6 protein-coding genes are annotated in these 23,404 nt (G+C 22.3%); 4 read left to right on the plus strand and 2 right to left on the minus strand.

Features of this window, described 5'->3' with window-relative positions; translation table 4 throughout:
- Window positions 1–503 precede the first annotated feature (503 nt).
- The 4 genes from NPA14_RS01040 to NPA14_RS01055 all read left to right on the plus strand — a co-directional run bounded on the left by NPA14_RS01040 (window position 504) and on the right by NPA14_RS01055 (window position 14,978).
- Complete coding sequence (locus tag NPA14_RS01040) at window positions 504–12,926, plus strand: hypothetical protein (RefSeq protein WP_257076164.1); 12,423 nt, start codon at window positions 504–506, stop codon at window positions 12,924–12,926.
- Between the two features lie 62 nt (window positions 12,927–12,988).
- Window positions 12,989–13,549 (plus strand): YbhB/YbcL family Raf kinase inhibitor-like protein, encoded by a 561-nt coding sequence (locus NPA14_RS01045; protein ID WP_257076165.1) that lies wholly within the window; start codon window positions 12,989–12,991, stop codon window positions 13,547–13,549.
- Between the two features lie 9 nt (window positions 13,550–13,558).
- On the plus strand, window positions 13,559–14,221 hold the full coding sequence (locus NPA14_RS01050) for a YbhB/YbcL family Raf kinase inhibitor-like protein (protein ID WP_257076166.1): 663 nt from the start codon (window positions 13,559–13,561) through the stop codon (window positions 14,219–14,221).
- A gap of 139 nt (window positions 14,222–14,360) precedes the next feature.
- Window positions 14,361–14,978 (plus strand): hypothetical protein, encoded by a 618-nt coding sequence (locus NPA14_RS01055; protein WP_257076168.1) that lies wholly within the window; start codon window positions 14,361–14,363, stop codon window positions 14,976–14,978.
- 23 nt (window positions 14,979–15,001) lie between these two features.
- Here the strand turns inward: NPA14_RS01055 and NPA14_RS01060 are convergent, their stop codons facing one another.
- Both NPA14_RS01060 and NPA14_RS01065 read right to left on the minus strand, forming a co-directional pair.
- The gene (locus tag NPA14_RS01060; protein ID WP_257076170.1) at window positions 15,002–16,138 is read right to left on the minus strand and encodes an FIVAR domain-containing protein; all 1,137 of its coding nucleotides are present in this window, start codon (window positions 16,136–16,138) and stop codon (window positions 15,002–15,004) included.
- 427 nt (window positions 16,139–16,565) lie between these two features.
- Window positions 16,566–23,198 carry a hypothetical protein gene (locus NPA14_RS01065; RefSeq protein WP_257076171.1) on the minus strand — a complete coding sequence of 2,211 codons (6,633 nt, stop codon included), beginning with the start codon at window positions 23,196–23,198 and terminating at the stop codon, window positions 16,566–16,568.
- Window positions 23,199–23,404: the final 206 nt, after the last annotated feature.

Consider the following 23,404-nt stretch of genomic DNA (forward strand, 5'->3'; position numbering starts at 1 on the left):
AATTAATATTATTAGTATCAATTATTTAAATATCGTTATAATTTTGTAATAAAGTAATTTTATTTTTAAAAGTTTATTTTTCATCATCATTAAATTTAAAATTTTATCAATTTTTGTTTTTTAAAGCATTTCTTTTAGCATTTAAATTATTTTGTATATTTCGTAAAGCATTTAAAGTATTAGTTGTTCGTTTAATTTGATTTAAATAATTGATGTATTTAATTAATATAAATTATATATATCATCAAGAAAAATAAGCAAATTGGATTAAAATAAAATTCAATTTTTAAACATTTTATAATATTGACAAAAAGGCATTTAAATAAATTATTATTGTATTATATATATATATATATATATAATTTAAGTAATTAAATAAATTTGAAAATAAGAATTATTTTGCTATTATAATATATATTTTTTATTTTCATTAACTTAAAATTAAAATTAATTATTAAAAATTTTATTAACAAAATACAATTTTTAAACATAAAAGGAGTTTTATGAATAAAAATAAGTTTCTTAAGTTAGCTTCTATAGCTTCAAGTGCAGTATTAGCTTCTACTGCTTTATTACCATTATCATTAACATTTACAAATGAATTAGATAATGAAACTAGTGCTTTTGGTTTGCAAGAAAGCATTTATTATATGTCAGATGATAAATTTACTGATCCAGAATTAGGAAATAAGGCTAATAATAAATTTTGAACCACACAATATGTAGCAGAACAAGAATTACAAGAATTTCAAACTAGATATGTTCATAATACTGTAAGTAGTACTGACAAAACAGTTTATGATAAAGTTAGATTTGTTGATCCAACTCTAGCTAGCTTTACTACCGAAAGAAATCGTAAAACGTTCGAAACTAATAATGGATGACAAAATCCTTTATATTTAAACAATGGTACTACTTGATTATCGACAAATCCTGGTCAACCTCAAAAAATGAGATTTGTATTTAATTTTGACGGCAAACATAGAGGTCAATTTTACGGTAATGGTTGACATACTGCAGCTGCTGTGTTTTTATCTAAAGATTTACAATTTACTAATCCTATTGATATAAATGTAGTAAAAATTCCTAAAGGTGGAGTAGGTGGTTCAAGATTTTTTAATGTTGCAGATAGTATTAGATGAACATTTAAATCTAAAACAAATCCAGGAGGTAACGATCCTGCAAATAATTTATTTTATCATGCTAATAGTTCTAAAAATAACGAGAGAATTTTTATTAACAATGCAGAAATTATTAATGCGTATTCTGATAATATAGCAAGTAATGCTACAGGTAGTTCTTCTTCAATTGATTCATATAAAGCTGGAGTAGCAAATATTTTAATTCACAATTCTTATAAACCTAAAAAATGATTTGATAGTCAGGCTAGTGATCCAGTAGGAGTTTTAAATAAATACTTAGATACAAAAAGTGTTTTTTATGGACAAAGTAATGGAAGATATATTAGATCTAGAGAAACTCCTGGGTTTGCTTCTCAAAATGATGCTTATGCTGATATAAAAGCAAGTATTGGGGCTGTAGCAACTTTTAATATTCACGTTTCACATCAATTTAATAATGCTAATGACGATAATATGTATTTTGTTGTTGTTGATTTTGAGGTAAAACAAAACTTTGATAATTTAAAATCAAATAATAATGATTATTCTTCTGCTGGCCAATCATTTATAGGTGGAGCATTTTTACAACATAAAAATGGAGAAGATAATGATAATAGATGATTAGTTGCATCTAATATTTTTCACTCTCACAGAAAAGCAAGTAAAAATTTAAATCTTGTAATAACAGAAAAACTTAGCGATGCAATTAAAAGTGCCAATAGAAATGAAAAATTACCTAATTTAAAAATTGTGGCTAAAAATAATACTAATCAAACAGTATTTGAAATTCAAAAAAATAATTCTAGTTATCAAACTTGAGCCAGAACTTCTAATACTAATAGTGAATATAAAACTAAAGCTTCTATTATCACAACAGCTTCAGGTGATATCAATGTTAATAATTTAACATTTTCTATTCCAAGTAATATTAATACAGATAAAAAATTTATTATTAAAAAAACAGCCTTGCAAGGTACTACTAATATAAACAATACTAATCATAATAATCTTTATTTAGAATGAGATTATACCGATTATTACAAAATAAAATTAGAATTAGATAAAAAAGAATGATTAACTAAAGGCCAAAAAGATACATTTTTAAATGAATTCATGACTAGAGATATGGATCAAAATACCTTTATGGCTTTACAAGGTGCAAGTCTAAATGACTATATAAGAAGAATTAATTTATTAAATCAAGAACAACAAAAATTAGAACAAGCATATACTAACGTATATAGATTTTTAGAAACTAATAATAACAATCAAAGCATTAATAGTAGTTTTCCTTGAATAACATGAAAACACCATTTATTATTTTCTACAAGTAATAATAGTAGTAGAAATAATATTATTCAATTATTAAGAGATAATTACGCTCTTGCATATAATCAAAGTTCATTAAATAATAATATTAATACAAATGCCATCAAAATTCGAAGAGAATCAAATATAGTTAACAATATTACCAATCACACAAATTTATCAGCTAAAAGAACTCAATTAGAAACATTGTATAATAATTTAACTAATAGAAGATCTGGTTTAGATGGAGCTAATAATATTGCTAATTTATTAAATGAATTATTTAGATTAAATATATATAATAAAACACAAAATTCTTATAACAATAATCAAATTCAAGAGGTTTTAAAAACTTATCTTGATGAATTTGTTAATAAAGTTGGTCATCCTAATTATCGTACTTTTATTAGTAACAGTGATAATGCTACAACAATTAGTAATAAATTAAATGAAGCACAAACGATTTTAACTAGTTTTAAAACTAAAGCTCAAGAAAAATCAAGAAATTATGAAAGTTTTGTTAATCATTTAGAACCAACCTATAGAAATATTAAAAATAGTATTTACATAACTGGTGCAAAAAATTTATCAAATGATTTATGATTAACTGCTAATAGAATCAACGATTTTAATGTTTTTGAAAAAGTTATTAGTGATTATATTAAGGCTCTTAAAGGTCAATTTACAGGTAGCGAACTTAATAGAAATGTTATTTATGATAAAAATACTTTTGAAAGATCATTACCAAATATTGATTTTTCTAATGCTCAAAGAATAAATAATAACCGTAGTATTAATGATTTAAATGCTTTAGTTGATTTAATGGTTTTTGTTGCTAATAACGTTTTAGGTCAAGGTGCAGCAAATGCTAAAGAAGTACAAAATATTGATTCTAAAATTCTTTCAGAAGAAGATAAAAAAAGATATATTAGTGGATCTGCTGTATATTTACCAATTAAATGATCTATCGGTTATTTAAATGGTGTTTATATTAATGGCACAAATGTATCTACTAAAACAGAATATAATAACTATACTTATAATAATAATAATAATAATATCACTGATAATACAGCCAAAGTAAATACCTATTTATTTACAAGAGTTTTTAAACCATTTTATAAAGAAATGGTTATAGACGCAGCCAAAAAATATATTAATAATTCACAAAATATAAATGATACAAATATTAAAACTAGTTATTCAAATAAATTAGATGCTTTATGAAATAAAATCGATAGATTAGATGCTTCAAAACCCGAATCATTAACTGATGGAACTGTATTTGTTACTGAATTTAATAATTTAATGAAAGAATTCTATAATTACGAAAGAATTACAAAATTAGCTAATGATACTGTAAAAACTTTTGTTGATAAATTTGATTATCAAAATAAAAATAGTGTAGCTGTTGCTAATGTTAATAATAATGGTATAACTATTAGAACAGCCACCAAAAAAGATGATGGATATCATATTGTTGTGGGTAACGATGCAAATGCTGTGGATTTCTTATTTATAATCAAAGAAATTCAAAAAACAAATGCTGCTGCAAATAATAATGGATCAATAAATATTAAATATCAATTAAGAACAGCAGGAAGTATTTTAGAACATTTTGTATATTCTACTGAAGCTACTTCAAATACTATAACTGGTTTTGCTCCTAATAGTGAAGCAGAAAGAAGAAGAATTGAGGAATTAGCTAAGAGAATTTGAGTAGGTTATAGAGATGGATTACAAGGTAATATTACTCCTGATAAAACTAATTCAAGCGATGTAACTTTTATGTATTATCCTGATCCTAATAATTTAGACAGAAGAGAAGAACTATCTGCTCATAATGTAAGAATAGAAAATATTGAAACAGCTACAATTCAAAATGAAGATTATAGAAATGGTTGAGCACCAGTTAGTTATACAATTACTTCTACTACTGTTCCAAATATAAGTATTCGTGTTGATGCTAATGAGTTAAGAAAAACAGCAACAGGAAATCAAATTTATAAATTTAGAGTGTTTAATTTTAAAACAGAAGCAACAAGATTAAATGAAGTAATTGATGCTGTACAATTAACTATTAATAATAATAAAAATACTTTAGCTTCAAGCGAAAGGCAAGAAGAAATTAAAAAAAATATTAACAATTTAATTACTTCTCATAATGCAACTGTAAATACTATTAATTTAAATGCAAATGATGATACTGGTCAATTAACAATTAATTTTACTTTAAATTCAACTAAAACTAATGCTACTAATATTGTTTCTAAAACAAGATCAATTGTTTTAAGTGGTTATTTAACAAACATTGAACAATATCAAAATAATGTTAATAATCAAATTAATGATTTAACTAATTTAACTCCTTCTGAAAAACAAGCATTTACAAATCGTGTTAATAGTGCAAGAACAAATGATCAAATTAATCAAATTTTATTAGAAGCTCAAAAACAACATTATTTAAAAGAAGTTCAACTCACTTTAAATAATTTAAATCCAAAACAAAAAAATGATATTAATGCAAACATTAATAAAGCAAACGATTTAAATACTATTAGAAATGAATTAGAAAATTATAAATCTATTAATGCTAAAATGGCAACTCTTAAAACAAAAGTTGATACTGCAACTAATAGTGCTAAAAAAATTGAATATAACACTTCAAATCAAAACAAAAAAACTGTATATGATGGTATTATTAATAAAGCTAAAGATTTATTAAGTTCTAATTCAACTGATGGTTTAGCAAATAATTTATTAGATGATTTAATTTCAAATGTTGCTAATCAAAATTCTGTCGATTATGCTAGTGCACAATTAGATGGATTGAAATTAAGACAAGAAGGTATCATAAGAAACTTAACTTATTTAAGTGAAAATGAAAAAAATAGTTTAATTAAAGAAATTCAAGATATTAATTTAGAAGTTGAATCAAGAGAAAGAACATTAGCTATAGTTCAAATTACTAGAGTTAATAATAAAGCAAGATCTTTAAATAGTGAAAAAGAAAATATTTATAATTCATTCGATACTAATTATCCTAATTTAAATAGTGTTCAAACAAATGATCTTAAAGAAAAAATTAAAACTTTAGATAAAGATAATTTAGAAGCTAATGTAATTAGCGTTGCTAGTGAATTAAATAATTCAATGAAATCATTAAAAAATGAATTATTGAATGAATTAAAAGAATTAACAGAAAATCCATTATTAAATGATATTAATTCTAATCAAAATAAAACTGCTAATAAATATACTTTAGCTGATACTAATTTAAAATCAAGTTATGATTCACAATTACGTGCTGCTTTAGATATTGTTAATAATCAAAATGCTAATAATGATACTGTTACTTCAGCTTTAACTTCTTTACAACAAGCTTTTAATAGTTTAAATGGTGATGCTAATAATAACAAATTTGATCAAGCAATTAATAATTTAACTAACTTAAGCGACACACAAAGAAATAATATTAAACAACAAATTACTAATATTAATGATCAAAATCAAGCTCAAGATATAGTTGATGCTGCTAAATTATTAAATGATAAAATAAAAACTTTAGAAGATCAAAATAACGCAATGAATGCTTTACTAGAAAATGATAATTACAAGAGTGAAACAGCACAAAAACAACAAACATTTAAAAATGTTTTAGATAATAATAAAAAATTATTAACAACTCTTAAAGCAAAAATTTATGATGATAGCAATTTAAAAACTATTATTGATAATGATAATAATTCAATTGATAGTGCTTTAAATAATGCAAAAAGTGAAATTGATACTCTTGCTGGTTTAAAAAGAGTTACTTTAGAAACTCTTGATAAATTCTTTAACTTAAATAATTCAGAAAAAGAAAACTTTAAATCTCAAGTAAATCAATTAGCTAATAATGCAACTAAAGATCAATATGATCAAATTATTAATAATGCTTTCACATTATCAAAAACTAAAGCTAAAAACACAATAGATGCTACAACATATTTATCAACTAGTGAAAAAGATGCTTTAAAACAAAGAGTGGAAAGTGCTACTTTAGATTTTAATCAACGCAGAGTAGATCAAGCAGTTGTAAATGCTGCAGGTACAGCAATAAGAAATGATAATACTAAAAAACAAGCCATAACAACTATTCAAGCTTTAAATGATTTAACTCAAATGCAAAAAAATGCTTTAATTGAAAAAATTAAAACAAATAATATTTCTGAAAGCACTAAGATTAAAACTAAAGCTGAAAATCTTGAAAAAGCTATGAAAGCATTAAAAGATGAAATTCTTAGAGAATTAAGTGATTTAACACAAAAATCAGTAACTAATGTTAATGATCAAAGTGCTAAAACTAATCCTAATTATGCATTAGCTCATGATACTAAAAAATCAGCTTATGATGCTCAATTAACAAATGCAATTAATGCTTTAAGCACACAAAGTTCAACAAATAATAGTGATATTAATCAAATAACTACGAATTTAAAATCTAATTTTGGTGCACTTGATGGTAATAATAAACAAAATGAAGTAAATCAAAGTATTGATACTTTAAATAATTTAACTCAAGAGCAAAAAACAGCATTAAAAGATGCCGTTGCTAAAGAAACTAGTCAAACTAAAGCTAATGAAATTGTTGAAAAAGCTAAATTATTAAATCAAGCTGTTGCAAATGCAAAAACTCAAAAAGAATCAGCAACAAATATTAAGAATCAAAAAGTTTATACTAGTGATTTAGCTAATAGACAAAATGAATTAAATAATGCTTTAAATGACTTAGAAACTTCATTAACTACTGTACAAAATAATTTAAATGCTAACAATGAACAATTACAATTATTAACTCAATTAGATAATTGAACTAATGATTTAAATAATAAAACTCAAACTACTAAAGAAAAAATGGATAATCTTGATGGTATTAGAAATGACGCTATCAACCAAATTAATAATTTCATTAATTTAGAAACTAATGAAAAAGAACAATTTGTTCAAGAATTGAATGATTTAGAAAAACCTATTACAGAAGAAAAAGTTAAAGTAATTTTAGATAAAGCTTTTGTTAAAGCTAAAGAAAATGCTAAAAAACATATTGATCAAATTACTTCTTTAAATTCTGAACAAATGCAAGAATTTAAAAAACAAATTGATCGAACTGAATATCATAACGGTGATGGTGCGCCTGATAGTAATGTTCAAAGTGTTTTAAATAGTGTTGCTAATGCTGATAGTTCAAAACAAGAAGCAAATAAATTTATTGATAATTTAAACAATTTAAACAATAATCAAAAATCAGCTTTAAAAAATCAGGTTTTAAGATCAGATAATAGTGATTTAGAAACTATTAAAACAACCGCAAAAGAACTTGATACTGCTATGCAGAACTTAAAAAATAAAGCTGATCAAATTGCAAAAGATTTAATTAATAATAATGCAACAATTAATTCAACTGAAGCTATTAGTAATAAAAAATATACTTTAGCAGATAGAGATAAAATTAATGCATTTGATAATGCTTACAATGAAACCAAAGCTATATTAAATGTTAATACTGGTGATAATGATACTAAAGAACAAGTTGAACAATTATTACAAACTTTAGAGCAAACTTATAATACTCTTAATGGGGAAAATAACCAAAACCAAGCTAAAGAAGCATTAAACAATCTAGATAATTTATCAAGTGAACAAAACGAACAAATTACAAAAGAAATTGGAAAAATCACTTCTAAAGATGCTTTAGATAATTACTTAAATGAAGTTAAAACTTTAAATGCTAACATTAAGAATTTAAATGACAGTATTAATAAAGCTAAACAACAAAAAGAAACCGACATTTATAAAAATGATACAACTGAAAATAATACTAAGTTTGATCAAGCTCTTAGTGCTGTGGAAAATAAATTAAATGAATTTAAAGCTAAAGATTTAACTAATGTTAATTTAAGTGAATTAAATAAAGAAATCACTAATGAAAAAGCAAAAATTGATTTAGCTACTGCTCAATTAGATGGTTTAAGAGAAAAATTAAGAAAATTAATTAAAGAGGCTGATCATTTAAGTGAAAATGATAAATCTAATTTAAATACTAAAATAGAAAATCTAAATAATAATGCTACTCAAGAAGAAATTCAAGCATTATTAAATGAAGCTTTAGAATTAGCTAAAACTAATGCTAAAAATAAAGTAAATCAACAAGCTTTATTATCACCAAATGAAAAAGCTAACTTTAAAGATCAAATTGAAAAGGCAACTTTAGCTGATTTAAATAACTTTAAACTTGATAAAAATATTAATGAAATTATCATTAATGTTGAAGCTGAAGAAAAACTTAAAGAAGCTGTATTAACTCAAATCAAAAATAAACAAAATCTTAATGACAATCAAAAAGCAACATTAGAATTTAGACTTAAAAATAATGATAAAAAAGTTTTAAGCGCATTATCTAAAGAAATTAGAGATTTAGATAATGCTATGAAAGCTTTAAAAGAAAAAGTTGTTGAAGAATTAAAAGCTTTAACTAATGATCCAAATGTTACTTTCGATTCACAACAAGAAAAAGAAGCAGATAAATTTAAATATGCTACTAGAGAACAACAAAGTGCTTATTTAACTCAATTAACTGCAGCACAAACTTTATTAGCTAAAGAAGGTGAAGATTTTGATCTTGATGCTGTTAATGATTTATTAACTCAATTAACCAATACTTTTGATAACTTAAAAGGTGAAGAAAATAAAACCGCTTATGATCAATCAGTAAATCAATTAGATCAATTTAGCGAAGCACAAAAAGAGGCAATCAAAGAGGCAATCAAAGAGGCAATTGAAAATAGCAATAATGATGAAGAAGCAAATAATATCATTACTAAAGCACAATCTATAAACACTTTAATCAATGATTTAAAAACTAAAGTAAATCAAGAAGATACTATCAAAACTTCTAATCTTTACTCTGGCGAATCACAAGCCAATAAAGATAATTATGATAATGGTTTAACTAATGCTAAAGATTTAATTAAAGAATTTGAAAAATTAACTTTTAATACTCCAGTATTAACTAATTTAACTACTGAAGAACAAAAATTAACTAATGCTAATAATCAATTAACCAATGCTCAAAATAATTTAGACGGAACAAGAAAATTATTATTAGATGGTGTTGATCAAGTAAGCAATTTAACTACCGAAGAAAAAATAGCATTTAAAGAAAAAATTAATCAATTTGATAAAAATCTTTCAAGCGAACAAGAAAATCAATTTAAAAATGAAGTGCTTGAAGAAACTAAAGCTAATACTAAAGCTGCTATAGATCAATTAATTAACTTATCGCAAGATGAAAAAGACAAATATAAATCTCAAATAAATTCAGCTCAATTAAATGAAAATCCTTGAGATAAAGCAGTAAATGATTTATTAAATCAAGCCAAAGCAGATAATGTAGCTAAAGTGGATTTAAAAACATTAGTAGAAAACGCACAAAATCTTAATGAAGCTCAAAAAGCTGCTTTAAGAAATGAAATTACTTTAGCAACTGCTGAAAATTCACAAGCTTTAAAAGAAAAAATTGCTCAATTAGATGAAGCAATGAAACAATATAAAGATATTCAAGTGATAAATCAAAATGATATTAGATATAGTCAAGCTGATGAAAATCCAAAAACTCATTATGATAATTTATTAGCTCAAAAAACTCTTGATTTAGATAAAACTAACGGTGCTAATTTAGATTTACAACAAGTTAAAGATAAAATTAATGCTCTTAATGAAGCTCTTGAAGCTTTAAACGGTCAAGAAAGAGTAAATGCTGCTAAACAAAATGCATTAGATAGAATTCAAAATGAATATACAAGTTTAACTAATGCTCAAAAAGCACAGGCAATTAAAAATATTAATAATGCTAATACTTTAGAAGATATTAACAATGCTGATAATTTAAATAAAGTAATTAATGGTGAAACAAACACTCTTAAAAATTACTTAAATAATAATGATACTTTTAAAGCTCAAAATGATTATAGTGCTGCTAATAATGATGCTAAAGTTGCATATGATGCACAAATTACTAGAGCTCAAGAATTATTAACTCAATTAGAACAAGCTAACAATATAGATTTATTAAATAAAGATTTAATTAATCAACAAAATCAAGCAATTAACAACGCAATTAATAATTTAGATGGTCAAAATAATCTAAATGCATCTAAAGAAAAAGCAATTGAAGCAATTAAAAACGCACAAAATCTTAATGATTCTCAAAAAGAAAATTTAATTAATCAAGTTAATAATGCTTCTAATATGTCTGAAGTTGAAAAAATTAAAACTTTAACTTCAGAACTTGATCAAGCAATGAATGATTTAAAAACTACAGTTGATCAAAATGGTAATTTAGATCAAAATAAAGATTATTTAAATGCTTCAAGTGAGGTAAAACAAGCTTTTGAAGATACTAATAATGTAGCTAATAATTTATTAAATAAAACTCAAGGAGCTAATATTATTGATCTTGATACTATTAAAAAATTAAATCAAGATTTAAAAGATAAAACTGATAAACTTGATGGTAATGAAAACTTAAAAGCTAAACAAGATCAAGCTAAAGAAACAATTGATCAATTAACTAATTTAAATAATGCACAAAAAGAAGCTTTAAAAACACAAGTTGATAATGCTTTATTAATTGCTGATGTAGATAAAACTACAAATGAAGCTAACGCTTTAGATCAAGCAATGAAAAAACTTGTTGATACAAAAGAAGCTATTGAAAAAGAATTAGCTAAAGAAACTAATGATTCTTATAAAGCAGCTAGCGAAAAAACTAAAAATCAATATAATCAAATTAAAGATCAAATTGATAAAGTTTTAGATAAAACAAATGGTTTGGCAACTAATTTAGAAGAAATTACTAAATTAGAAAAAGATATTATTGATGCAAAAGAACAATTAGATGGAGATCAAAATTATCAATATAAATTTGATAAAACTAATGATCAAATTAATAATAGTACTAAATTAACACAAGTTCAAAAAGATGAATTATTAAAAGAATTAGAAGAAATTACAATTCCTACTGATTTAAATAATCAAGAACAAATTGATGAATTTAAAAATACTATTAATAATTTAAATGACAAAAAAGATTTAATTGAAAACTTGAATCAAAATAATGAATTAACTGCAAAACAAAAAGAAGATTTAATTAAAGATCTACTTGATTTAAATAACAATGATAGAGATAATAATGCTAATAATTTAAATAATTTTGCTGATACAATTAAAAATGTTAATGCTAAAAAAGATCTTTATGATGCAGTTAATAAACTTGAAGATTCTGCTCTTAAAAATAAATTAGATGACATTATTAATCAATTAGATCCAAAAGATAAAAACTTTAATGATTTAAAATCTAAAGTAGATAAAGAATTAACTTTAATTAATGATATTGTTAATAACAATAATTTAACTAAAGAAGAAAAAGATAATTTAATTAAACAAATAACTGATCTAAAATTAAATGATGATAATTTTGATCAAGCAATTAGTAATATTAAAGAAACTCTTGATAAAATTAATGAATTAAATCAAAACAATAATTTAAATGATAAAGTTAAAGAAATACTTAAAGATAAACTTATAAATAGTGATAAAAATAGTTCTAATTTCGATCAATTATTAAATAATTATGAACAACTTAAAGAATTAAGTCAAGCTATTAATCAGGATAATAATTTAACAGATGAACAAAAAGATAAATTATTAACAAATGTTTCTAAAGTTGAATTAGATGATGCAAACTTTAATAAACTAAAAGAAAATATTAAAAAGAAAAAAGAAGTATTAGATCTTAAAGATACAACAGACGAAAAAGCTAATGAAACTTTAAAATCTAAAGTTCAAGATTTAGATATTAATAGTGCAACATTTGATGAGCAATTAAATGATTTAACTCAACGTTTTGATAAAGTTAAAGAAATTAAAGAAAATAGTGAATTTAACAATTCAACTAAGGAAAAATTAATTGATCAAATAGTTCAATCAAATAAAGCTTTAAATGAAATTGATAAACAAATTGATGCTATTAGAAATATTCAAAATAATAGTGCTTTAAGTGAAAAAACTAAAGAGCAATTAATAGAAGAAATTTTAGCTCAACAAAATTATGATGCTGTTAAAGCTAAAATTGAGAAAATTAAAGAATTACAAAATTCATTAACTGATTTAAATAATGCTTATGAAGAAGCTAAAGAAAAAGTTAATAATAAAACTCATCAAGAATATCAAAATAATAAAGATAAAACCCAGAATATTCTAGATCAAGCCAAAGATAAGACTTTAGAAGAAATTGAACAACAAATTAAAAATAATAATCAATTAAGAGATAATATTGAAAGTGGCAAAGCCTCAAATAATATTACTCAATTAATAGTTGCTTCAACTTTAGTAGCTCTTACATTAGGTATTGTCTTAATTTTCCCTGCTATAAGAAAGAAAATTGCTCATAAATAAAAAAAATCAAAAGTTTTAAACTTTTGATTTTTTATTATTAATTTTTGTGTTATTGTTTATGTATGCAAATAAAAAAATACCAAAGAAAAATTAATTCTTCATATTTTGAAGAATTTGATAATAAAATATATTTAAAACATTCTGCTTTAGAGAAAAAGAATAATCATTATCTAAATTTTGATTTATCTTGAGAAAAAAATCCTCTAGCTAAATCTTATGCTTTAATTTTATTAGATTATGAAGCTTCTAGAGTAATAGGACAACCATTTATTCATTGAATTGTAGCTAATATAAAAAATAATTTTTTAATTCAAGGTGCAAATTTAAATGATACTACAATTGTTCAAGGTGTTAATTCTACATGTGAAGGTTTAAATGAAAATAAACAAGGAGTATTAATAGAATGTATTCCTTCTGCTTTTAAGCAAACTTTTAAACAAGCAAGTAATTATTTTCCACCAATGCCTCCTGACGATACACATTTGTATACAATTAAAATTGTTGCTTTGTCTAAAGAGCATTTAGATTTAACAAATGGTTTTCATTTGAGTGATTTATATGAACAAATGCATGATTATATTATTGATGAAATTGAAGATCATTTTTGATATAAAAATAAATAGGAGAAGAAAATGTTAAAATTAGGTAATAATAATTTTGTGCAATCGTCAATGATAAATGAAAATGGTTATATAGCTGATCATGCTGGAGCATTAAATAATGTTAATCAAACCTTATTTGCTTCTTACTCTCCTGATTTTACTTGATCAAAAGTAAATAATGCTAAATCTTATGCTATTTTAATTGAAGATTTTGCAGCTTCTAAAGTTATTGGCATGCCTTTTATTCACTGAGTAGCTTTAAATATTAAAGATAATTTTATTCAAGCTAATCAATCATACTTAGACTATAGTAAATGAAAAAAATCTAATAGTTATTTTTATAGTGATGATATTTTATGACAAGGACATAATTCTTCAGTTAATCAAACTTTAGTAAAAAACAATAAAATTAATAGCAATTTAGGTGGAATTTTACCAGAAGCTTTTACAGCTAAAAATATTGATGATTCTTTATTATATTTTGGTTGTTATCCACCAGATAAAGATCATATTTATACAGTTAATATTTATGCTTTAGATGTTGAAGCAAAAGATTTAAAATATTACAAAGATGATCATAAAAAAGAATATTCATTCAATGAACCTTTTTATGTGGGAGATTTTATACAAGCAATTAGCAAACACACTATAAGTAAGCAAATTTTAACTTTTAAATATAAACAAGTTAAATAGGAAAAAAGATAAACAATAAAGTCTTTTTTCTTTTTTATTCTTTTTAATTTAAAATGAATACTTTGTTCATATATATATATATATATAGATTCAACGTATTTAATTTTAAAATTTGTAAAATGAAAGAAATATTAAAAATATGAATAAGAAAAAAATCAAAAATTTTTTAGTAATTGTACCTAGTATTATAGCTGCAACTTCTTTTGCTATTTCATCTACTGATGAAGTAAGTATAAGTAATAATCAAAATAATACTAAAATTGATAATTTAGTATATAAAATTAAAGAATTTATTACTTATAAAAATAAGCAAACTTATTCTAGATTGAATAATATTATTTCAAAAATAAATGAATTAAAAAATAAGTATGTAGAAAACGTAGATCAAAAACTTGAATTATATGAATTAATAGCTCAAACTGTTGATTTAATAGGTCAAAATAAATATAAAACTTTTAATAACAAAATTGTTAATGGTTATATAAACGGCACTGCCTATGATAATATAGATAATAATCAAAAAGGTAAAATAACTAGTTATATTGTCACTTTAAATATTGATAATAAAGATGATTTTTTACAAAAATTAGCTAATGAATATTATCGTTCTCAAATTGTTAGCAAAATTAATTCCTTATGACCGAAAAATAGAGAAAATTCATTAAATGAACCTGGCAAATATCCTGATTATAATACCTATGTTTTAACATTAGGATTAGGTGTATTTTTGATTAAAAAATTAATAAAAAAGAGTTAATTTTAAATAACTCTTTTTTATTTTTATTTATTGAATTTTTTTACCAATAATCAAACAAAATAACTTAATCCTCCAGTTAGAATAATGCTTACTCATAGTAGAATAAGAATTAATCAGTTTAAATATTTATTATTTGTATCAAAATAATTATGATTATTTTCTAACTCATTTAATATTTTCTGTACTTCATAAATGTTTTTAGCATTATCAAGGCGTCTGTTAATTTTTTCTTTTTCTTTTAGTGAATATTGATTTAAATTATTAATTTTTATATTTGCTTGCTCTTTAGCTAAAATTAAATTGCTTCTACCATTTAAATTATTTAAAGAATTTAAAAATTGTTCATTATTAGTTTTCAAAAGTGTTTCATTTAATAAATCGTTATTGTTGTTTTTATGCAAGTCCTCAAACAGATTTTTACTTTTGTTAATAATTTGATCATAATTATTTCTATTTTCTTTTGTTGCATCATAATAATTATTATTAATTATTACTGAAGAATTATTTTTTAATTGATTTCTTAAATTTTGCATTAAATTATTAATATTTTGATAATTATCATTTAATTGATTTAAAATTTTTAAATCATTAGTTTGATTTATAGCTTCAAGTGCCTTATCTTTTTGTGCATTAGTTAAAGCTTGATATTCTTGGTTAATTTTATTTTTTATTAATTCTTTTTGTTTATTGACTTTAATTTGGCCATTTAAATTATTAATAGCATTTTTTAACTCATTGATAGCTTGATTAACTTGATTTAAATCTAAATTATTTCCTTTTATTTTATCTATTGTTTGTTTTTGATCATTTAAGGCTTTATCATAAGCTTGTTTTAAATCTAAATCAGCTTGTGAATAATTAATATTATTAGTATCAATTGTTTGAATATTATTATAAGTTTGCATTGCTTGATCTAATAAAATAATTTTATTTTTTAAAAGATTTTGATTTTGTCAATTAAAATTTGCAATTTCTTTTTCTAAATCTTCTTTTTGTGCATTATTAAGATATTTAGTTTGTTTTAAAAATTCATTTAATTCTTTTTGAGCATTTTGATCTTTTTGTTTATTAATTAGTTCGTCAAATCTATTATTAAATTCATTGACTTTATTAGCAAAATCTTTACTTGTAGGATCTAAATTATCAATTAAATTATTCAACGTTTCTTTATCTTTTTGATTTAAAATTTGTTCATTTTGAACTTTTTGATAAAGATTTTCTTTAGTTGTTAAATTAATTTTGCTTTCTTTGAAATTATTTAAATTATTAATTTGATTTTCTTGATCATTAACAGCTATATTTAATAAATCATCTATTAAACCATTTTGTTGTTCGGTGGTTAAATTAGTTTTATTTTTAATTTCTTGAATTAAATCTTTTTTATCCAGTAAATGATCAACTTGCTCATTAAATCATTTGATTTGTTCAGCATTATTTACATCGCTTGGTACTTTAATGTTATCAACTTGTTGAATTAATTTATCTTTTTCTTTTTGATTTAAATGAGAATTATTTTGAATACTTTGTTTAATTTTTTCTTTTTAAATTCATAATTTAAATCACCATCAAGTGCTTCTTTGACTTCAATTAAATCTTTTCTAATTGATTAACAGCTTGAGAATCAAGATTTTGCATTGAATTAGTTTTTAATAAATCTAATGCTTGATTTTTTAATTTATCATAATTGTTTTTAGTTCTTGGACTGGCTGCTTTATAAGAATCATTATTTTCTTGATTTAATTCATTTTCTAAATCTTGCAACGTATTAGCAAGTTGTTGCATTAAATTATCTAAAGTTAGAGCTTTATTAGCTATATCATCTACATCAGCAATTAATAAAGCATTATCAATTTCATTTTTTAAAGCTTCTTTTTGAGCATTATTTAATTCAGTTAATTGATCAATTTTTTCTTTAGCTTGATTTTGTTTATTTTTAAGTAATTGTTCACCATCTAAATCATTATATTTAGCTTCTAAATCTTTTGTTAATTGATCAATTGTTTTTTGATCAATAACATTAGCACCTTTTTCTTTATCAACAAGATTTGCTGCTTGATTTTCAATATCTTCAAAAGTAAGTTTTTTCTCACTTGTAGCATTTAAGTATTTTTTATCAGTATCTAACTTGTCATATTTAGCTAATTGATTTTTAAGATTTTGCATTGTTTGATTAATATTATTTGCTAAATCTTTAATTGCTAAAATTTTGTCATTTTCAACTTCTTTATTAACTTGAGCAATTAAATTTTCTTTTTGTTTATTATTGAGATCATTTAATTGATTAATATAATCAATTACTTGCTTACGAGCTTCAGTAATATTATTACCATTTAAATTATCAATAGCATTATGAAGATTTTGATTTTGTTGATTTACTAAATTTTCATTTAATAAATCCTCATCATTATTATTTTCTAATTGTTTTAATAAATTTTGAGTTTTGATAATTTCTTGATCATAAACTTGTTTTTTATCTGGCAAAGCATTAAGATAATTATTATCTGTTTTTAAAGTTTTTTCCTTAGCAAGATAATCTCTTAAAGTTTGCATTTGGCCATTTAATACTCTATTTTCATTATCAGCTTGATTAACTTGTTCAAGATTATTAGCTTGATTAATTTTTTCAATAGCTTTAGTTTTTTGTGCTTCTGTTAATGAACTATATTCATTATTAATTCTACTAATAGCATTTTCTTGAGCTTTTTTAACTTTTTCTTGACCATTAAGATTATTTTCTGCTTGTTTTAATTCATTAATTTTAGCTTCAATTTGCTCTTTATTTAAGTTTAAACCATTTGTTTTATCAATGATACTTTCACGCTCTTCTAAAGCATTATCATAAACTTTTTGTGGATTTTCATCAGCTTGTGAATATTTAATATCATTTTTATCTACAACTTCAATTTCTTTATATTCTTTCATTAGATTATCTAAAGCTTGAATTTTAGTTTTTAATTGATCTATTTGATTAGAATGAGCTAAAGTAATTTCATTTCTTAAAGCTGTTTTTTGAGCATCGTTAAGATATTGTGTATTTTCTAAGAAATCTTTTAAGTTAGTTTTTTTCTTATTTGCTTCATTAGCTTTATCTAAAATATCCTGAAGTTTTTGATCAATAACATTATCATCAATTAAAGCTTTGTCAATTTCATCATTTAATTGATCTTTTTCTTCTTGTGCTAAATCTAATAATTGATTAATTTTAGTTTTTACGTTAGCTTTAGCTTCATTAAATGCTTTAGTTTTCAATTGATTTATTTGTTGGTTTGTTAAATCTTTTTCTAAAGTATTGATTTCATCATTTAATTGATTTTTTTCTTCTTGTACAAGATGAATCATTTTGTTAATTTTATCTTTAAGATTTTTTCTTTTACCATCTAAATTATTTAATGTTTGTTCTGTTTTTGTTGTTTTTGCAATTAATTCATTAATATTATTATCTAAATTATCATCTGTTAATTCTGTTTGTAATAAATTATTAATAATTGTTTCTAAATCATTTAAAGCATGATCATAATTAGCTTTATTTTCTTGATTTTCATAAAGATATAATGATGATTCTTTAATATTATCTTTTTGATTTAAATAATTTTTTGCATTATTTATTAAAGTATTTAATTGTTCAGCTTGATTGGTTAAATTTTCTATTTTTTCTGTAGTATCTTTGGTTTTAATTAATTCGATTAATTGTTCTTTATGCTTAATATCTAAATCTTTGAATGTATTAATTTTATTTATAGCGTTTTCTTTAGCTTTTGCTATTATTTCGCCATTTAAATTATCAATTTTATTTTGCAAAGAATTATTTTGAATTTCAATATTTGTAAAATTCAATAAATTAGGATTATTAAAATCATTTAATTCATTTAATAATTCTCTACTTGCACTAAATGTTTTATCATATTCATTTTTATATATTTGTGTAGCTTGATTATATTTTTGACTTTCTTTTAAATTATTATCGTTATTAATATAATCTTTTAAAATCTGCATTTGATTATTTAATTTTTGAGCGTTATTTTGAATATCATCTATTGTTTGATAATTATTAGCTTGTTTTATTAAGTTTTCTAAAGTTGTTAATTGCGCATTAGTTAAATGCATAAAATTATTCTTGATTAAATTAATTGTTTCTTCTTGTTTTTTAAGTAAATTAGCTTGACCATTTAAATTATTAATAGCTTCATTTAAGTTTTTAATTTGAGTTTTAATTTTTTCTAATGTTACATTTTGTTTACTTTCAGAATTAATAATTTGATCTCTTGATTGATCATATTGATCATATTGATCTTTTAAATTCTCATCTGCTAATTGATAATTAATTGTATTTTTATCAACTTTTTCAATATTTCTATATTCAAGCATTGCTTGTTCTAAATTATTGATATATGTTTTTAAAGTATTTTTATTATCATTATCTGCATTATCAATTTCATTTTTTAAAGCTGTTTTTTGAGAATCATTAAGATTTTGTGTTTTATTTAATTGATCAATTAATTCTTGTCTTAATTGGTGTAAATTTTGTGCTTCTTGATAAATTAAATCAATATTTTTATCAATTAAATTATCGTCTAAATCAGCAAGATTAACATTATTTTTAAATGTTTGTTTTTCTTGTATGTTTAAATTATTCATTTGCTCAATAAAATTATTAACATTTTCTTTAGCTTGAGCAAAAGCTTGATCAATAATTTGTTCTGCACTATTATCATCTCAATTATTTTCATCTAGTAAATCAATTTGTTTTTTAAAATTTTCTTTTTGCATTTTATCTAAATGTTTAGCTTTATCGATTTTATTTTTTAATTGAGATTTTTTTCCTTCTAAATTGTTTTGTGCATTTTCTAAATTAGTATATAAGTTAGAAAGTTCATTGATTTTTATTAAAGCATTATTAACATTTATATTATTAAAATCAAAATTTTCAAGTTCTTCGATTTTCTCTTTTGCTTTTATTAAAGCATTATCATAATCATTTCTTTTTTCTATAGTTTCAAGATTATAATTATCTGAATTTTTAACTGTATTTTCTTCTAAGGTTTTATTTTTTAATTCACTTAAAACTGATTCTAAAATAATAATTTGATCTAATAAATTTTTAGCATTAGTGTTATCTCTAATTTGTAATAATGTATTTCTTATTTGCTGTTTTTGTTCATTTGAAATATGAGTTAAAGTTTGTAATCTTTCTAGTTTTTGCGTTAATTCTAAATCAAAATCTAAGTTTGTAAAACTAGCATTTAAATTATCTCTTATATCAGTGTAAAAAGCAATTGAATTTAAACGTAAATTATCATTATCTTTATTGCTTTGCGCTAAATTTCAAGCATTTTTAAAATTTTCTATAAGAGTTTGTTCTTTATTAATAAAAGGCAAAATTTGTTCTATATCATTAGTTTTTACAATAGCGATAATTTCATTTAATTTAGTATTAATTTCTTGTACAATATTTCTTTTTGTTGCTATTTTTAAAAAATCATTATTTAAATTTTGATAATTACTTTGAAAATCATCATCAGAAGGATTCAAATTATCCAAAAGATCATAAAAATATTTCTTATCATTTGAGCCAATTAAACTATCTTGTTGAATTTGTTTTATTAATGTAATTTTATTTTTAAAATTTTCAACCGTAATTTTGGCAGGATCTTTTGTAAATAATTGTTTTAAATATTTATTTTTTTGTTCTAAGTTTAATTGATCATCATTAATTAATTCATTAGCATAATTTAAGACTAAATTTAAAAGACTATTTTTACTATCGCTATTAGTTAAATTTAAATCAGTATCATTATCAATTAAAAATGTAGTTATATAAACGATTAATTTATTCTTATCTTCATTTTCAAAATTAGTTGCATTGATTTTATCAATTAAATCTAATTTATTTTTAATCCTTTTACTTTTTGCCTCACTTGCTGTATCAGCAATTTGACTATAGTTAAAATTGGTATTTAAAATATCATTATTATATTGATTTTTAATATTATCAACTAATTGAGGAGTTTTAGTAGCTGTATTAATAAATAAATTTAATTTACTATTAGCATTATTTTCATTAAGATTGTGTTCCATTGCATAATTAATTTGTTCTTGGGTAAATTGTAAGTCTCATGAAGCAATTTGCAATCTGAAAGCATTTAAAGTATTTTCATTAATATTTTCTATATTAGTAACATTATTTAAATTAGTTAATTGTTCAATAATAGTTTCTAAATTTTTAACTGCTTGTGATTTATCATTTGTTGTTTGAATTAAATCAGTATCTAAATTAGCAATTGCACTATAAAGAATAGCTTTTTCTTGTTTTTTTAAATTTGAATTTTTTACTTGATCTAATAAACTAATACGTTCTTCAATTTTAGTTTTAACATTAGCTAATTGATCATAATTAGAAGCATTTTTAATTTCTTGTGCGTAACGATTCAAAATAATATCAATATTATTTTGTGTTATTTCACTTCTATTATTAACATTAACATAAGGATCAAACATTACTTTGATTTGATTTAATTCATTTTCGAAATTAGTATTAGCATTTTGTGAATTAGCCTCATTTATTTGTGGTCATTCAATAGTTTTTTCTATTAAATTATCTTTAAAAGTTTCTCTAGCACTTTGCTCTTCGATATATTTAATTAATTGAGCTCTTTTGTATTCATTGTTTAATTTAGTATCCATTTGAGAATCTTCAAAAGCAATTACATTTAAATCATTTATAAGTGATACTTTTGGTTTATGTTTAGTTTCTAAATTTAATTTACCAATTTTAATTAAAGTTTGGTTTCTTTTAACATAATCACTGCTGTAGCTAACATAATCATTACTATTGATGTCTTTAGTATCAACTAAATTAATATTATTTTTTATTTCTTCCAAAGTTAAAAAGTTATTATCTAAAGTTTCTTCTCCATTGGGATTAGTTGTACCTGGAGCTTGAATTTCTTGATAAACTTGAGTTAAATGTTGGTTAATTTGTTCAACTTCTTTAATTTTTAATTTAATGTTATTAACCAATTGCTTTTTCATTTCTTCAGTAGCACTGTTATCATTATCATATATATTAGGAGTAAATACAGTAGCTAAATTATTAATTAAAGCATCTTTGTCTTTTTGTGTTAAATAATTGTTATTACTAATAACTTTAATTTGATCAATTATTGCTTTTAATAATTCATATTTTGTTTCTTGAGTTAAACCATTTTTGTTTCTATAATCAATAGCATTAATTTTTTTAATTAAATCTGTTTTAGCATTTACATCATTTAAACCTATAGTACCATTAACAAAATTAATTATATCACTGATAGCAGTAGCTTTAATTGTTGCTTCTTTTAATTTTTCTTCAAAATTTTCTTTATTAGCCTCATAATTTTTCATTCATGAACTCACCAAAGAAATTCACTCTTTTCTAGTTGTAAAAGCTAAAGTTGTTTTACTATTAGGATTTAAATTATCTCATTGAGCTCTTGCTTGATCATTAAGAGCTTTATTATCTTTAATAGCAATCATAGCATCATAATATTTATGAATATTTAAAAACTTTTCTCTTGTAGCTGCAATATCACTTGCTTTATGATTCATAACTTGAGTCATTAATTGTGATAAAGTGATTTGTAAACCAACTCTAGTTTCATTAGGAAAATATCCTTTAGTTTCTCAAGTATTAGGTCTAAGAGGTCATCTAGTATTGATCATATCTATAGTTTGAGCTCTCAAATGTTCATTTTTAATTCTTTCTTTCATTTGTTCAAGAGTTAAATTTAAAAAATCTCTTTTAACTATAATATCAGCCATGTGTGAAGCTACATAACTTCTTTGATTACCTGGATCATAGTAATTATTTAAGCCACCACCAGAAATATTGTTAGCTCTTACTTCTTGACCTTCTAAATTTATATATCTACCTTGACCAATCATAGTCATGTTTTTGGCTATTTCTAAAGCATATTCTAATTTTTCAACAAAATCACTTTGAATGTTATCATTATTTTCGTTATCGATTATCATTCTGCTTAATGTTGGCATTAATTGATCTCTTGTAATAACATTAAAATGTTGTCTTTGAATTGTATTAATAACTGTTTGAATTCTGCGTTTAAATTCGTCTTTAGGAACAACACTAGTAGCAGCTAAAACAGGCATAAAAGTTAATGAACTTAAAACAATTCCTGAGCCTAAAATAATTTTTTTAATTTTGTTTTTATTTTGATTTTTCATAATTATTCTTTCTGATTTTTGAAATTAAAACAAATAAATATTTTTAAGCATTTAAAATGCTTAATATTTAAATTATATATATATATATATATAAGTCACAAAAAACACTAATTTTTATAAAAATTCTTTAAAAATCAACTTTTTAAAAATTTAATAAATTAAAGAATATAAAAATCAGAGATTATTATTTGTAATTATCTCTGATT

The organism is Mycoplasma sp. 1018B (assembly GCF_024582675.1).
Taxonomy (GTDB): Bacteria; Bacillota_I; Bacilli_A; order Mycoplasmatales; family Metamycoplasmataceae; genus Mycoplasmopsis.